Below are 15,181 nucleotides of genomic sequence, written 5' to 3' on the forward strand. Positions count from 1 at the left end.
GCTCGATGGCGGGTTCTTTTTGTTTCAGGCCGAGTATGTTTCATTGCCGTGCAGCTGCCGGGCGCCGTAGCGGTTCCAGGCCTCTATAATCTCCATCCGGTCCTCAATGGTGCGGGGTGTGAATGAGATGATGACTCCGCCCTCGCGAATACTGGATTCGAATATTTCCGCATGCTCTTTGGGTACGCCGCGGTGATGTAAAGCGCCTACAATGCCGCCCGTAAGCCCGCCCGCTCCCGCGCCAGTAAGAGCCGCAAGCAACGGACCGGCCACCGCGATCCCAAGTCCGGGGATTGCAACGGTTGTGCCAATCGCAATGATCGCCCCGGCAATCGCGCCGGCCGTGCCGCCAATGGCCGAGCCTATGCCGGCGTTTTCCATTGTAGAGTGGGCCGGTTTTTCGTTTGCCGACTCTTCATGATGCACCCGATGCGTTTCATCCGAGACGATCACGTTGATGTCTTCGGGTTTGTAACCCCGGTAAATCAGCTCGTCGTAGGCTTTTTGGGCATCAACACGGCTGGTAAATGCTGCATTGACTAGCGATGGGTAGTTATATTCAATTGCCGTTTCCATGAAATCGTGTTTTGGTTAAAAATCTTTGCGCGAGATCAGAAATAACTGTGCCCGGAGCCGGGCAAACAAAAGCCCGGGACGTTGTTTTACAAACGCACCGGGCCTCGTACATCTGATGGAGTTTGCGCTACACCACCCTGTCTCCACGTATCAGGCGGAGAATGATGGCGACCACGGCGATCACCAGCAGAATATGAATGATATTTCCTAATCCAAAACTTGCAAAGCCGAAATAGCCGATCAGCCACAGAATCACCAGGATCACGGCTATGGTATACAGGAGATTTCCCATTGTTGTAAAATTTTGAGTTAGAGTTATTTTAGATATATTATGAGTATATCAATTTAGATGCCAGGCATATTATCATGCGCTAAAACGAGATATTTCCCCGGTTTCCACAATATTTGCGGGGTTCAAGGCTTTTCCCCCGTGCAGTTGTAGAAAATTTTCTCAAAAGCTACGGTAAGAGCTGCTTCTTTATCGTCATTTTCCTAATCTGTTTTGAGTTTCTTAGAATGAAAAAGTCATTTTTATCACTACTGGCATTTGCGCTGTTTGCACTCTGTCAGGTAAATGCTACGCAAGTTGCCGCCGCACAGGTCGATACCGTGGAGGTCAACAGCGCGGTTATGAAAAGGAACCTCAAAGTGGTCGTGGTACGGCCTGCGGGGTATAGTTCGGGGAAGGAGTTCCCGGTAGTGTACCTGCTGCACGGTTACAGCGGCAACCATTCCAACTGGGTCACGAAAGCTCCCGGTATACAGCAAGCCGCCGACTTGTATAATATGATTATCGTTTGCCCCGACGGCGGTTTCAGCAGTTGGTATTGGGATAGTCCGGTTGACCCGCAGTCGCAGTTCGAGACCTATGTATCCAAAGAACTGGTCTCCTACGTCGATAAAAACTATAAAACCATCAAGGACCGGAAGGGACGTGGCATTACCGGGCTGAGCATGGGTGGGCACGGCGCATTGTACCTCGCGTTAAAGCACCAGGATGTATACGGCACAGCCGGAAGCATGAGCGGTGGCGTGGATATTCGCCCTTTCCCCAACAACTGGGACATGGCCAAACGCCTGGGTAGTTATGCAGACCAGCCCGAAAGATGGGAGAAGAATACGGTCATTAATATGCTCCATTTGCTAACTCCCAATACACTTTCACTCATTATCGATTGTGGTACCGAAGACTTCTTCTACGGCGTAAACGAGAACCTGCACAAGCAGCTTGAATACCGCAAGATCCCGCACGATTACATTGCCCGCCCGGGTGCCCATAACTGGCAGTATTGGGAGAATGCAGTGCAGCACCAACTGCTTTTTATGAATACTTATTTCAATAAAAAATAAATAAAACCTGTATGATGCGGCTCATTATGAGGTGTTTTCTTTTCGTGCTGACGTTTTGCCTGGCTGTTTTGCCGCAAATAATACATGCCCAGGAGGGTAATCAGGCATTGCCCGATCCATTTACCTTTAACAGCGGGCAAAAGGTGAACTCGGTAAAGGAATGGGAACGCAGACGGAAGGAGATACTTGAAACGATGACGCGCGAAATGTATGGCACGGCTCCGGAGCGCCCTCAGAATATGCGTTTCGAAGTTTTTGACTTGGATAAGAATGCATTGGCCGGCAAGGCGACGCGCAAGCAGGTAACGGTTCACATCTCCGAAAAAGGCAAGGAAGCCCGGTTTGACCTGTTGATTTATATTCCAAATCAGGCCAAGCATCCGGTGCCGGCCATTATCGGGATTAATTTCATTGGTAACCAGGCCATCCATGCTGACCCGGGCATTAAACTCACGACCGCCTGGGTTGAGAACAGCGGGATGTTTCCGTGCTCGGCCGACGGCAAAGCAGGCGATGCATGCCGGGGCGTGAACGCTTCGCAATGGGCGGTGGACAGCATTCTCGCACGCGGGTATGCACTTGTAACGCTTTACCGAGAAGAAATTGCCTCGGACCGCAAGGCTCAGGCATTCCGAACGGGTGTTCACACTTTGTACCCGGAATTGCAACAGCGTGAGGATAATTTTAGCACCATCGCAGCCTGGGCCTGGGCTTTGAGTCGCGGGATGGATTACCTCGAAACCGACAAGGATATCGATGCCGGGCGCGTAGCGGTATTCGGTTTTTCGAGGCTGGGAAAGGCGGCGCTTTGGGCTGGTGCAACAGATCGCCGGTTTGCTGCCGTACTGAGCAATGAATCGGGTGCGGGTGGCGGGAAGCAGTTCCGGCGCGGGGTCGGAGAGGATATTAACCGGCTTTGTACGGTATTTCCGCACTGGTATGCACACAGTCTGGCCAAATACAAGGGAAAAGACACGGAACTGCCATTCGACCAGCATTTCGTCCTGGCGCTGATCGCCCCGCGACCGGTGTACCTGGCAACGGCCGAGGACGACAAGAATGCGGATCCGCAGGGCGAGTTTGCTACCGCGCGAGCTGTGGATGCAGTGTACCGGTTTTTAGGGACAAACGGTTTTCCCGATGTGCCTTTCCCAGCACTGAATCGGCCTCTGATGGGCCAAATAGGCTTTCATATCCGGCCGGGCGGGCACGACGTTAAAATGTTCGACTGGATACAGTTTTTAAATTTCTCTGATATACATTTGCAAAAATAGACCGAACCCAATATTTAATTTTACTATTCAGCTAAATGAGCAACCATCCGTCTGCCGGCACCACCCACGCCTCCCCGCCTAAGTTTACTGACAAAAAATACCTTGTTACCCTGGTCTTCGTAACATCCCTTTTCATGTGCTGGGGGATCGCTATTACGATGGGTGACGTGCTCAACAAACATTTCCAACACGTACTGAGCCTGACTAAGACACAATCCGCATTCGTACAGTTTGCGATTTTCGGCGCTTACTTCATCATGGGTATCCCGGCGGGTTTGTTCATGAAGCGCTTCGGATATAAAAACGGTGTATTACTCGGCTTGTCGCTGTTTGCATTGGGCGCATTCCTCTTCGTTCCGGCGGCAAGTACAGCCTCTTTTCCTTTTTTCGGTGTGGCACTCTTTATCCTGGGTTGTGGACTGGCTACGCTTGAAACCGTAGCGCACCCATTTGTAGCGTCGCTGGGTGATCAGCGTACCAGTGATCAGCGCATCAACTTCGCACAGGCATTTAATGCATTGGGCGCGATTTTGGGGCCTGCAATTGGCGGCTATTTCCTGTTCCGCGGCCATACAGAAGGCAGTACCGACCTTACATCCGTGAAGAACCTCTATATCGCCATTGGTTCGGTGATTGCGTTGATCGCCCTGGCATTTTCCTTTGTGAAAGTACCGGCACTTATTGACCCGCATGCCGCTGATGTGGACCCCGACGCGGTAAACGTGGATTCGGAGCCCGGAAAGACATTGTTCCAGCATCGCCATTTCGTTTGGGCGGTCCTAGCGCAGACGTTCAACGTAGCAGCGCAAGGCGGCACCTGGGCATTTTTCATTAACTACGGACACGAAAAAATGGGCTTTACCGACGCGGTGGCAGCTAACTATATGATCGCCTTTATGGCACTCATGCTGGCCGGACGTTTCGTTGGTACTTTCCTGATGCGCTTCATCGCTCCGCATACATTGCTGGCAATCTTTGCATTCAGCAACATCATCATGTGCCTTATCGTGGCACAGGCATGGGGATGGCCCTCATTCATCGCACTCATGATGCTCAACTTCTTTTTCAGCATCATGTTCCCGACGATTTTCAGTCTCGGTCTTAAAAACCTGGGCCCTCATACGCAGCAGGGCTCGTCGTTCATCGCGATGGGGGTTGCCGGTGGTGCATTCTTCCCGTTCCTGATGGGCGCGGTGGCAGAAACCAACGTAGCGCACGCCTATTACCTGCCGATCATTTGCTACACGGTGATCTTCCTGTTCGGCTACAAATTTTACAAGGCGCATTGATTGACCACCGACCGCTGACCGCCGTGTTTTTTTGGGTTATAAATTTTATTAATCACATTGAGAATATCGGCAATTAGCGTCAGCGATCGGCAGTGACAACAAATCGGCGGTCGGCGGTCCATGGTCGGCCGTCATTTTAACAATTAAAAACAAAGTTCAAAAAACCAATAATGAAACTCTGGGGAATCGACTTAGGAGGTACCAAAATAGAATGTGCTGTACTGGATTCGGAAAGGAATCTGGAAGTGGTGGTGCGTATGCGCGTGCCGACGGAATCAGTGAATGGCTATGACCACATTCTGTCGCAAATCAAGAAGCTGATCGACATGGTGGCGGAGCAGGTGGGAGAGCAACCCCGTAAGGTTGGTTTTGCCACGCCGGGCGTGCTCGAACCGGATTCTCAATTAATGAAAAATTCTAACACGACCTGCCTCAACGGAATGCCGTTGAAGGCCGATCTGGAAAGAATACTAGGCGTGCCCTGCCAGTTGGCCAACGACGCGAACTGTTTTGCGTTGGCTGAGGCGTTGATGGGTGCGGGTAAGGATTACCACGGCGCCGAAGTAGTTTTCGGGGTGATTATGGGTACCGGTGTAGGCGGCGGACTGGTCGTGAACAACAAGATCATCGGCGGGCACCAAGGTATTGGCGGCGAGTGGGGTCACAATATCCTTGAAGAAGGCGGTGAGGCATGCTATTGCGGTAAAGCAGGCTGCGTAGAGCAGGTGATCGCCGGCCCCGCATTGGAACGCCATTACGAAAAACTGAGTGGAGAAAAGGTGTCGATGAAAGTCGTGCTGGAACGTTACCACGAAGGGAACGACGAGCATGCCAAAGCGACGATCGAACGCCTGCTGGAATACTACGGCCGGGCAATCTCTACGCTTATCAACGTGATCGATCCGAATCTGATCGTGATCGGGGGCGGCGTCGGCAACATCGACCTGCTTTATACCGCGGGTTACGAGCGCATCCGCAAGTATATTTTCAATAAAGGAATCGTTACTACACCGATCGTGAAGCCGAAGCTGGGCGACAGCGCCGGCGTTTTCGGTGCCGCATTGCTATAATCCGCTTTCCGCTTTTAGGTCCCGGTATTTCTCAGCGTTTTGTTGAAAATTGCCGGGATTTTTGTTGCCCTTTGTTTGAGGGATATAGGCAGTAAATCAGTAATTTATGTGGCTTCTTAGGTCAGTTGTTTTCAACTCTTATTAGTCATGTACACGACCACCACCACCCTCACCAGCCGCATCCGGTCGATCGATACCGTTCGCGGTTTGATTATCATTATCATGGCGCTCGACCATGTGCGTGATTTTTTCCATATCGCAGGTGCCACCGGCGATCCTACCGACCTTGCTACCACCACACCTGCATTGTTTTTCACGCGATGGATCACGCATTACTGCGCGCCGTCGTTCATGATGCTGTCGGGTTTATCGGCCTATTTGTCCGGAGTGAACAAAACCGCAGTCGAGAAGTCGGCCTTCCTGATCAAGCGCGGTTTCTGGCTTATTTTGGTAGAGATGGTCTTTATCACGTTCGCATTCACATTTGATATTTATTACAAAACACTCTTTTTTGCCGTATTCTGGGCTTTGGGTGGGGCGATGATCGTGCTCGGTATAGCCGTGCGGTTTGTCTCGCCGAAAACGATCCTGATCCTCGGACTGGCCTTGGTGCTAGGGCATAACCTGCTGGATTATGTGCAGTTGCAGGAAAACACGTTATCGGACACGCTGCTGCGCATATTCTTCACCGGTAGGGGAACATTCCTGCCACGTCCCGACGGTGGGGCGGTGATCTTCCTGTATGTGCTATTTCCCTGGGCGGGCATTATGATGTCGGGTTACGGATTAGGCATGCTCTTTAACCGCAATGCGGATCCGGCGCGGCGCAAGAAGCTGTTGTTGCTCATTGGCTCGGTGCTTACGGTTCTTTTTGTGGTTTTGAGATTGATTAATGGCTACGGCGATCCGGCCCCCTGGTCGGCTCAGGATACGGGTATCAAAACTTTTATGTCCTTCCTTAATGTGACCAAATACCCGCCGTCGCTTTTTTTTACTTGCATGACGCAAGGCCCGATACTCATTCTGCTGGCCTTCACCGAGCAGACAGACAACGCATTCAGCCGCATTTGCACGGTGTACGGTCGGGTGCCGTTTTTCTTTTTTATCGTGCATTTCTACCTCATTCACATCATGACCCTCGTGGCAGTGTTCCTTTCCGGCTACACCTGGCAACAAGCAACGGACGACAGCCTGTTTTTTAAGTTCAGGCCGAACGATTTCGGATACTCCCTGGGGCAGACTTACATTATCTGGATATTGATTGTCATAGCACTTTATTGGCCCTGCAAATGGTACGGCGAGTATCGGGCGCGGAAGCGGACGTGGTGGTTGAGTTATTTGTAAATGATTGTTCTTAATTAAAATACACACCAGTATGAAGCGTTTTTTACTCTTGCTTTGCCTTTTTGCACCGTTTTTTACAGCAGCCCAAAGCCCGGAAGAGGCCTATCCGGTCGACCCGGCCTCGGAAGAGCACGCGGATGTACCCAAGGGCGAGGTATTGAAATTTGTTTTTGATAAATCCAGCATATTCCCGGGCACATGGCGTGAGTACTGGGTGTATGTACCCGCGCAATACAAACCCGATGCGCCCGCGTGCGTATATGTGAATCAGGACGGCATTCAATGGAAGGCACCAACGGTTTTCGATAACCTTATCCACCAGAAGGAAATGCCCGTAACGATCGGTGTTTTTGTAATGCATGGCCGCGTGAAAGCGGCTGACCCCAGCGTCGCAAATGACCGTTTCAACCGTAGTTTTGAATACGACGGGCTGGGCGATGCTTATGTAAGGTTTATCCTGGATGAAATCCTGCCCGAGGTGGAAAAGCAAAAAACTAGCGACGGTCGGCAGATCCGGCTGTCGAAAAACGGTAATGACCGGGCCATCGGTGGTTCGAGCAGCGGTGCCGTATGCGCATTCACTGCCGCATGGGAGCGTCCTGAGGCATTCTCACGCGTTTTTAGTGCCATAGGAACTTACGTTGGCCTGCGCGGCGCAGATCGCTACCCGACTTTGATAAGGAAGTATGAGCCCAAACCCATCCGCATTTATATGCAGGACGGCGCCAACGATCTGAATATCTACGCAGGCGACTGGTGGATGGCCAATCAAACGATGCTTCGTGCTTTGACATTCGCCGGTTACGAGGTGAAACATCAATGGGGCGAGGGCGGCCATAATGGCAAACAAGGCACTTCGCTGTTCCCTGAGGCGATGCGCTATTTGTGGAAAGGCTGGCCCGGGGAAGTCAAGAGAGGGCAATCGCAAAATGCTTTTCTGTCGGCATTGTTGATTCCGGGGGAGGAATGGACGGAAGCAGCGGATGCTTTTCCAATTAAGGGAAAACCGACACCGTCAAGCGAGAATTCTTTGAAAACACTCAAAGCCGTTGGCGCTGCGCTTTCTCCCGATCAGACATTGGTTTATACCGTTGACTCGACCTCACATTGGGTATATTCCTACCAGATTCAATCGAATCGGAAATTGGCGTACAGGCAGCGCTTCGGATGGTTGCATGTGTCTGATACCGAAAATAAAGCGGGGGCCTCCGGCATTGTCTGCGACAGTGATGGCCGGATTTATGTTGCTACGAACTTGGGTGTACAAGTCCTTGATCAGACTGGCCGCGTGAATGCTATTTTGCCTTTACCAAATGGTAATCCTACCAAATTAACATTTGGCGGAAGCAATTTTGACGTGTTATACGTGAAAGTCAATGGTAAAAGTTATGGCCGCAGACTGAAAACCCGCGGCATAAATCCAGGAGAAGCGCCCAACAAGCCAGACGCTCCCAGGTTATAGCCTATCCGTTCAAAAATATGGCGAGGATGATAAATATGCCGGCGCCGAGGCTCAGCGATGCGGCGAATGGAAAGAAATAAACAAATTCGATGGCGCCCATTGCGACGAAGCCGATTCCGATAGGTGTGAGCACTTTGCGGGCAATGTCGTGATTACTGTCGGCATACCGCATAGCTGACAGGATAAGCGCTATCGACATACCATATACGATGAAGAGGATCAGGCCGTAACCTTCAAAATAGTCGCCCATACTTCGCATTACGCCCATAAATTCGAACTTCGGCCCGGTCATCTGCCTGATGACCTCCTGCTTAACGGGATCGGGGGTTTCTCTCCACGAGAAATGGCCGAAAAAATGGCCGATCAAGTGAACAAGGATGCAAAGCGCAGCAATGCGCAGGAAGAGTCTGGGTTTCATAAGGGGGCGTTTGATTAATTTACCATTCCATCACAATGCTTTCGAACTCCGCGAGGCGCGTGAGCGAGACACTGATTGTGCCGTCTTTCCAGGTGAAATTCAAAGGCTTGTGATTCGTTAATGTAAATACTTTTTGCGGTTTTTTCGCCAGCCTGATTTTGAATTGCAAATCGTGGACGGGCAGCGGTTCGAAATAGGTGTTCCCGCTGAAACCGGTGAGGTTGATCAGGTGCAGAATTTGGCCGTCAGAGGTGTTTTTGGCCCGGTTTTCGTGGGTATTCCTGATGAATTCCTTTAATACGGTTTCGACCCTGGCGGGCGCGTTTGTCTCGAAATCTTGTGCGATTTCGGGTAGCATGTGGTAGATCACATCCAGCAAGAGGTACTTGTGTTCCTCATAACCGTGCATGTAATAGATCCTCCCCAGGTTAACAGGAAAAAGTGCTGCCTTACTTTTCGGGTGGTTCTTGATGCCCAATGCATAATATCCGGTGGCGTCATGGCCGCCGATGATCTCGGGAGGACCGGGACGGCCTTTGGCGAGCACGGGAAGGAGTCGGCGGTCGGCACCAGAAAGGTCGTAAAGGCCAAGATTGAATTTCCAGAAAAGCATGTTTTGCCCTTTAAAGCTCCTGAAAACGCTCCGGTCGTCGGGCACAAGGTAGTTACCGGCGCCGTCGTTGTCCTTCTTGTCGATTTTTGCACCGAAAAGTGTTTCCAATGTCTCCGGGCTATCAAAAAACGTCCGGTTGGTGGCGATCAGGTTGGTGCCTTGCTGGCTGGCTTCTTTCAGCACGCGAAGGGCTTCCGGTTTCAGGTAGGTGATTTCGGGCAGAATGATCAGTTTATATCCTTTCACTTTTTGTTCTAAATGGGCAATTTGACCGTCCTCTACGATATCGAACGGAATATGTGCCTCGCGGAGCATTAGCTGAATGCCGCGGTATTCCTGCATCGGTTCGCCATTTGGCCAGGCTCCGGGTGCAATTACGGCCACTTTCGCAACCGATTTGTATTTGCCAAAATAGGCCTCATTGTTTTTATGAAAACCATAAACCTTCCTGAAAACGGGGTAGCTTCGTTCGTCCTCATACCCGCGCATATCGCCCATCATGCTCATATCCAGTCCCGATCCGTTGGCGATATTCTCGTATAGCCTGATCCGCGTTTCTTCCGGCTCCACGGCATTGTATCGTGACTGGAAGGAGATTTGCTGAATGCTGGCATTGCTGATAATATGCTCCGGAAATGAATTGACCGCATTGCCGACGTTGTCCGAAGCAGTATAAGGCCAATAGGGCAGGGTAGTCATGCTCTGCGATTCATGGCGGATGATGTCCACAAACTTGTCGGAGTAAGTACAGATCGCGATCTGCTCATTTTTGGATTTCACCAGTTTGTGAAGCCGCTCCGACCAGTCTTCGACGGTTACCTTTTTAAATTCGAGGTATTTCTGAAAAAGCGGGTCAGCCTTGTTCTCCTCGGTAGGTAGCGCGTCGCCGCCGCTGAATTCCGCAAAACGCTTTTTGTCATAGTCATTTTGATCTATCCCATGATATTTGCCTTCATAGGGATTATTAACCTGGTAACCGGGCATATTCAGGAAAATTCCGTCGATCGGAAAAGTGTCGATCACTTCTTCGATGATCCTGAACGCCTTTTCCTGGACATATGGCGCGTTGATTGACACGACATACATATCCGTGTTGATAATCCGTTCGCCCTTTGGGGAAATGTAGCACCAGTCGGGATGTGCCTTAAAAATGCGCTCGTTCACGCGACTGAAATCGAAGCGGACGATTACTTTAATCCCCTTCTCATGGCACTTGCGGATTACGTCGGCTAGTACATTATTGTCTTTGAGGTATGGGTTCCGGTAATGAAAATCGAGTTTGGTAGGATAGAAAGCCATAATGCCCCCCGCATTGATCAGTAGTGTGTTAGCGGAGCAGGCAACGAGGTCGGTCACAATGGAATCGGCGTTGATCGTAGCGGCCTCGTAGGCTGGAAGGTTCATCTGGATAACTCTCAGATTGTTTCTCTTCCACCAGAGTTCCGGTTTGTTTTGTGCCAGAAGACAGCTGGTATTAAAAAAAAGATAAAGGAGCAAAATGCGGGTTCTCATTCCGTAATTAATGGTTTGAAGGAAAAGAGACGGGTTGCGCCGCATCTACTTGATGCCCGCGGATTGATTTTTTTAATAAATGGTTGAAATAAAACTCTCAACTAACACAGTAGCATATTGAGCGGAAGATATGTTTTCATGCTGGCCCTGATCGTGACCGTGCGGGCTACGCATGTGTCTGCGCAGAACGGGTGGTTCAAACGATTTGTACAAAAGACGATTTCAGACACGACCGGCGAAGGGAAGTCCAGTTTTCGCATATACCCGACATTGGGTTATGCCCCGGAAACCAGCCTTGAAATCGGGCTGTCGTCACTCCTTCTTTTCCAGGCCAAAGGCGATACCCTGAACCGACTGAGCGAGGTAGCGGCATTTACATTCGTAACACTGGAAGGGCAGTACGGCATTTGGCTTGATAATGCGATCTATGGTGATAAGGACAAGTGGTTCTTCCTCGGAAGGACGCGTTTTCAGCGTTTTCCATTGTTATATTATGGAATAGGGCATACCACACCGGATAAAGAACCGGCGTTGATCGACGCCAATTATCTGCTCTTCCGGCAGCGGGTTTTACGGCGGGTCATGCCCAACTTTTTCATAGGACCTGAAATCGATTATCAGCAACTTTATAATGCGGAGTTCAGGCAGCCCGATGACCATTTTTACGACGAGCCAGCCGGGAGCGACGGCACCCGGAACATCGGGCTGGGAGCCGCACTGGTTTACGATAACCGGCATAATGTGCTCAATGTCCGTAAGGGCCTTTTCGGGGAATTGTCTTTTTTGAAATACAATCAATCGGTAGGCAGCCACTACAACTTCCAGGGGTTTAACCTGGACGTACGCAGTTCGCACCCGCTGACCCGGCGTAACGTGCTCGCCTGGCAGATTTACGGTAACTTTTTCACGGGCAATGTGCCATTCAATCAAATGGCACTGATGGGTGGCGAAATGATCATGCGCGGCTATTATTATGGCCGGTACCGCGACAAGAATATGCTGGCCACGCAGGTGGAGCATCGTTGGTTGCCTTTCGGATTCAGCAAGCGGTTTGGTGGCGTGGTATTTGCGGGAGCGGCGGTCGTAGGGCCTAAAATCAGTTCGCTCGTACCTGCACGCGCGAGACTTTCGGGCGGCGTGGGACTCCGTTATTTGTTATTTCGCAAAAAAGACATTTATCTGCGGCTGGATGTGGGTTTTACGAGGGACGGACCCGGCTTTTACCTCTTTACAGGCGAGGCATTCTAATCGCGGTGCTTGTAGCCGAATGCGACGAAGAACAGCAGTAAGCCAACTAATCCGAGGGCCCACGACAGCGAGGTGATTTCGGCAAGTACGCCAATCACCGCAGGCCCTGCGAGCTGGCCGGAATAACCCAGAATGGTCACTGCCGACAATGCGATGGACGGTGGAATATTCGGAATCCGCCCCGCGGCGGTGAAAAATATAGGTACCACATTGGCAGCGCCCAGTCCCACCATGACGAAACCAACCAGTGCTGCGATGGCGGAAGGGATCATGACCGCAACGAGGAACCCGGCACCGGCAAGCATGGTGCCGTAAAACACCACTTTCGCAGGTCCCAGCCGATGGATGATACCGTCGCCGGTAAGCCGCATGATGGCCATTGCCACTGAAAATGCCGCATAGCCGAGTCCGGAGAATGAAGGGTCGAAACCGCGCGAAAATTGCAGGAAAACTGCGCTCCAATCCAACAGTGAACCTTCGGCTAGGAAAAGAATGAAGCACATAATACCCAGCAGTATAACCGGTCCCTTGGGCAGTACGAAGCTGGTTCCATCCATTTTCGCTTCTTCCGAATGCGGCAGCAGGTACCGCGACTGCGTTACGGTGATAAATACCAGCAATGCAGAAATCGCCACCGCGGCGTAGGTTGGTGAAAGCCCTGCCTTGATCAGGAAGCCAAGGCCTATCGAACCGATGAGCCCGCCCAGGCTGAACATCCCGTGGAAAGAAGACATGATATGGCTCCCGTGCCGTTCCTGCACCACCACGGCCTGCGCATTCATGGAGACATCAATAGACCCGATTCCTGCACCAAACACGAACAATGCCGCCGCGAGTTGGTAGGGCGAGCTGGCAAGCAGGAGAAGCGGCAGGAGAGAGGCAATCACAAGCGCCGAAACAATTGCTACCGTGCGGCTGCCATATTTATTGATCAGCAGGCCGGTAAGCGGCATCGTAAGAATGGCACCCGCACCCAAGGCAAGCAGCACGACGCCAAGGTCGGCGTCGTTAAGGCCGAGTTTGATTTTGGCAAAAGGTACCATAGGTGCCCAGCAGGACAGCCCGATGCCGCAAACAAGAAATATCAATAAGGTTGCCCTTCTGGCTGCGCTGATCCTCAGTTTCTCTTCCATTAATGTCGGTGTGAATTTTGTGCAAAGAAATATAGTTTTGCAGAAAATTGCAAAATATTGCAAAAAATAGCAAAGCTTTTTTGCAAACTGTTATGCGCTTGCTCTAAAAAAAGAGAGGCCAGGTTTTGCGACCTGGCCTCGGTAATTACCATCAGATGCTTTTCTTTTTTGATTCCTTGACGGCGAAATCTACGGCTCGCGCAGTAAGCGCCATATAGGTGAGCGACGGGTTCACGCACGAGGCCGAAGTCATTGCCGCGCCGTCCGTAACGAATACGTTTTTCACCGCGTGGAGCTGGTTGTTTCCGTTCAATACCGACGTTTTGGGATCGCGTCCCATGCGCGCGGTACCCATTTCGTGGATTGCCATACCCAGGTATGAGCCATTATCGTAGGTCCGGACATTTTTGACGCCCGACTTTTCGAGCATTTCAGCCGCGTCGTTCATCATATCCTTACGCATTTTCTTCTCGTTTTCGCGAAGGTCTGCGTCGAACACCACTGCCGGTATTCCGAATTTGTCCTTATTATCCTTATTGAGGTACATGCGGTTTTCGTGGTAAGGCAATGTCTCGCCGAAACCTCCGAACCCCATTGTCCAGTTGCCCGGCGTTGTCAGTTCTTCTTTGAAATCCGCGCCGAATGCGAGTTCGGCCACATTACGCTGCCAGCCCTGGCGGCCACCACCACCCTGGTAACCGAAGCCGCGCAGGTAATCACGTTTGTCGGAGCCAATGTTGCGATAACGTGGTACATATATTCCGTTCGCGCGGCGGCCGAAGTAGTATTTGTCGAGGTCGCCTTCCCAGGTACCGCTTGCGCCCGTGCGGAAGTGATGGTCCATCAGGTTATGGCCCAGCTCGCCTGAGTCGTTGCCCATGCCGTTCGGGAAACGATCGGAAGTAGAGTTGAGGAGCAATGCCGTCGACGCCAATGCGCTCGCACATACGAATATGATGTTTGCAAAAAACTCGCGTTCCTGCAAGGTTACCGAATCGATCACGCGCACGCCGGTAGCACGCCCGCCTTGTTTCTTGCCGTCGTAAATAATCTCGCGAACAACCGAATCGGGACGGAGCGTGAGCCGGCCGGTTTTCATTGCAGGTGGCAATGTCGACGACTGGGTGCTGAAATAGGCGCCGTAAGGGCAGCCATAAGAACAACGGTTGCGGTACTGGCAAGGTCCGCGGCCGCCGTCGAGCTGGATTTTTGTGGGTTGCGAAAGGTTAGCGACGCGCCCGATGGTCATGGTGCGGCCAGGGAATTCCTTTTCAAGCCGCTTGCGCACTTCTTTTTCAACATGATACATTTCCATCGGCGGGATGAAATCGCTGTCGGGCAACTGCGGCAGTCCCAGTTTTTCACCGGAAATACCTACGTGTTTTTCAACGTAAGAATACCAGGGGGCAATGTCTTTGTAGCGGATCGGCCAATCGACTGCGATGCCGTCTTTGAGGTTGGCTTCAAAATCGAGGTCGCTTAAACGGTATGACTGCCGTCCCCACATGATGGATTTTCCGCCTACGATATTGGGGCGGAACCAGTCGAAACGCTTTTTTTCTTCGTAAGGCTGGTCCATGTCGTTCATCCAGTACTTCTCAGTCATTTCGTTGTACGGATAATCGCGTGACAGGAACGGGTGTGTTTCCTTTTGTTTGACCGTCAGGCGGCCATTGTATTGGGTCTCCCAGGGAGCCTTCAATGCATTTTCATAGCCTGTAACGTGTTCGAGGTTCTTGCCCTTTTCGAGCATAAGCACTTTCAGGCCTTTTTCGGTCAGTTCTTTCGCCGCCCAGCCGCCGGAAACTCCGGAGCCTATCACGATGGCGTCGTAAGTGATATCTTTTTTTGCGTCAATATTAAGGTTCGCCATTTTTCTTAAAGAGTTTGGT

13 protein-coding genes are annotated in these 15,181 nt (G+C 51.3%); 7 read left to right on the plus strand and 6 right to left on the minus strand.

What is annotated here, in order from left to right; genetic code table 11:
* Nucleotides 1–24: 24 nt before the first annotated feature.
* Nucleotides 25–576, minus strand: coding sequence for a hypothetical protein (locus tag ACTJJJ_RS18360; protein WP_440702615.1), 552 nt, complete (start codon nt 574–576; stop codon nt 25–27).
* Between the two features lie 127 nt (nt 577–703).
* Nucleotides 704–868: a lmo0937 family membrane protein gene (locus ACTJJJ_RS18365; RefSeq protein WP_082489155.1), complete on the minus strand. Its 165-nt coding sequence runs from the start codon at nt 866–868 to the stop codon at nt 704–706.
* A gap of 224 nt (nt 869–1,092) precedes the next feature.
* On the opposite strand from ACTJJJ_RS18365, the gene ACTJJJ_RS18370 reads away from it, so the two are divergent.
* The 6 genes from ACTJJJ_RS18370 (at nt 1,093) to ACTJJJ_RS18395 (ending at nt 8,365) form a co-directional block, all read left to right on the plus strand.
* Nucleotides 1,093–1,926, plus strand: coding sequence for an alpha/beta hydrolase (locus ACTJJJ_RS18370; RefSeq protein ID WP_188932584.1), 834 nt, complete (start codon nt 1,093–1,095; stop codon nt 1,924–1,926).
* A gap of 11 nt (nt 1,927–1,937) precedes the next feature.
* Nucleotides 1,938–3,200 carry a glucuronyl esterase domain-containing protein gene (locus ACTJJJ_RS18375; protein ID WP_440702616.1) on the plus strand — a complete coding sequence of 421 codons (1,263 nt, stop codon included), beginning with the start codon at nt 1,938–1,940 and terminating at the stop codon, nt 3,198–3,200.
* A gap of 35 nt (nt 3,201–3,235) precedes the next feature.
* Nucleotides 3,236–4,489 carry a sugar MFS transporter gene (locus tag ACTJJJ_RS18380; protein ID WP_188932582.1) on the plus strand — a complete coding sequence of 418 codons (1,254 nt, stop codon included), beginning with the start codon at nt 3,236–3,238 and terminating at the stop codon, nt 4,487–4,489.
* 170 nt (nt 4,490–4,659) lie between these two features.
* A complete protein-coding gene (locus tag ACTJJJ_RS18385) occupies nt 4,660–5,559 on the plus strand; it encodes an ROK family protein (RefSeq protein ID WP_440702617.1) in 900 nt (299 codons plus the stop codon).
* 147 nt (nt 5,560–5,706) lie between these two features.
* Nucleotides 5,707–6,903 (plus strand): DUF1624 domain-containing protein, encoded by a 1,197-nt coding sequence (locus ACTJJJ_RS18390; protein WP_440702618.1) that lies wholly within the window; start codon nt 5,707–5,709, stop codon nt 6,901–6,903.
* A gap of 31 nt (nt 6,904–6,934) precedes the next feature.
* Entirely contained in the window at nt 6,935–8,365 is a 1,431-nt protein-coding gene (locus tag ACTJJJ_RS18395) for an SMP-30/gluconolactonase/LRE family protein (protein ID WP_440702619.1), read from the plus strand.
* A gap of 1 nt (nt 8,366) precedes the next feature.
* Here ACTJJJ_RS18395 and ACTJJJ_RS18400 read toward each other — a convergent pair whose 3' ends face one another.
* Both ACTJJJ_RS18400 and ACTJJJ_RS18405 read right to left on the minus strand, forming a co-directional pair.
* Complete coding sequence (locus ACTJJJ_RS18400) at nt 8,367–8,783, minus strand: LIC_13387 family protein (protein ID WP_188932576.1); 417 nt, start codon at nt 8,781–8,783, stop codon at nt 8,367–8,369.
* Nucleotides 8,784–8,802: 19 nt separating this feature from the next.
* On the minus strand, nt 8,803–10,908 hold the full coding sequence (locus ACTJJJ_RS18405; protein WP_440702620.1) for an alpha-amylase family protein: 2,106 nt from the start codon (nt 10,906–10,908) through the stop codon (nt 8,803–8,805).
* 138 nt (nt 10,909–11,046) lie between these two features.
* Here ACTJJJ_RS18405 and ACTJJJ_RS18410 point away from each other — a divergent pair, with 138 nt between their 5' ends.
* Nucleotides 11,047–12,156, plus strand: a complete 1,110-nt coding sequence (locus ACTJJJ_RS18410) for a BamA/TamA family outer membrane protein (protein ID WP_440702655.1) — start codon at nt 11,047–11,049, stop codon at nt 12,154–12,156.
* Here ACTJJJ_RS18410 and ACTJJJ_RS18415 read toward each other — a convergent pair.
* On the minus strand, nt 12,153–13,289 hold the full coding sequence (locus ACTJJJ_RS18415; RefSeq protein WP_440702621.1) for an MFS transporter: 1,137 nt from the start codon (nt 13,287–13,289) through the stop codon (nt 12,153–12,155). The two genes, ACTJJJ_RS18410 and ACTJJJ_RS18415, sit on opposite strands and share 4 nt — an antisense overlap.
* 151 nt (nt 13,290–13,440) lie before the next feature.
* A complete protein-coding gene (locus tag ACTJJJ_RS18420; RefSeq protein WP_188932570.1) occupies nt 13,441–15,162 on the minus strand; it encodes a GMC oxidoreductase in 1,722 nt (573 codons plus the stop codon).
* Between the last annotated feature and the right edge of the window lie 19 nt (nt 15,163–15,181).

Source organism: Dyadobacter sp. 22481 (genome assembly GCF_052044875.1).
In the GTDB taxonomy this organism is placed as follows: Bacteria; Bacteroidota; Bacteroidia; order Cytophagales; family Spirosomataceae; genus Dyadobacter; species Dyadobacter endophyticus.

Excerpts from the sequence above, each read along its gene's own strand:
- ACTJJJ_RS18360 (WP_440702615.1), bottom strand. The coding sequence starts at position 576 with ATGGAAACGGCAATTGAATATAACTACCCATCGCTAGTCAATGCAGCA.
- ACTJJJ_RS18365 (WP_082489155.1), bottom strand. The coding sequence starts at position 868 with ATGGGAAATCTCCTGTATACCATAGCCGTGATCCTGGTGATTCTGTGG.
- ACTJJJ_RS18370 (WP_188932584.1), top strand. The coding sequence starts at position 1,093 with ATGAAAAAGTCATTTTTATCACTACTGGCATTTGCGCTGTTTGCACTC.
- ACTJJJ_RS18375 (WP_440702616.1), top strand. The coding sequence starts at position 1,938 with ATGATGCGGCTCATTATGAGGTGTTTTCTTTTCGTGCTGACGTTTTGC.
- ACTJJJ_RS18380 (WP_188932582.1), top strand. The coding sequence starts at position 3,236 with ATGAGCAACCATCCGTCTGCCGGCACCACCCACGCCTCCCCGCCTAAG.
- ACTJJJ_RS18385 (WP_440702617.1), top strand. The coding sequence starts at position 4,660 with ATGAAACTCTGGGGAATCGACTTAGGAGGTACCAAAATAGAATGTGCT.
- ACTJJJ_RS18390 (WP_440702618.1), top strand. The coding sequence starts at position 5,707 with ATGTACACGACCACCACCACCCTCACCAGCCGCATCCGGTCGATCGAT.
- ACTJJJ_RS18395 (WP_440702619.1), top strand. The coding sequence starts at position 6,935 with ATGAAGCGTTTTTTACTCTTGCTTTGCCTTTTTGCACCGTTTTTTACA.
- ACTJJJ_RS18400 (WP_188932576.1), bottom strand. The coding sequence starts at position 8,783 with ATGAAACCCAGACTCTTCCTGCGCATTGCTGCGCTTTGCATCCTTGTT.
- ACTJJJ_RS18405 (WP_440702620.1), bottom strand. The coding sequence starts at position 10,908 with ATGAGAACCCGCATTTTGCTCCTTTATCTTTTTTTTAATACCAGCTGT.
- ACTJJJ_RS18410 (WP_440702655.1), top strand. The coding sequence starts at position 11,047 with ATGCTGGCCCTGATCGTGACCGTGCGGGCTACGCATGTGTCTGCGCAG.
- ACTJJJ_RS18415 (WP_440702621.1), bottom strand. The coding sequence starts at position 13,289 with ATGGAAGAGAAACTGAGGATCAGCGCAGCCAGAAGGGCAACCTTATTG.
- ACTJJJ_RS18420 (WP_188932570.1), bottom strand. The coding sequence starts at position 15,162 with ATGGCGAACCTTAATATTGACGCAAAAAAAGATATCACTTACGACGCC.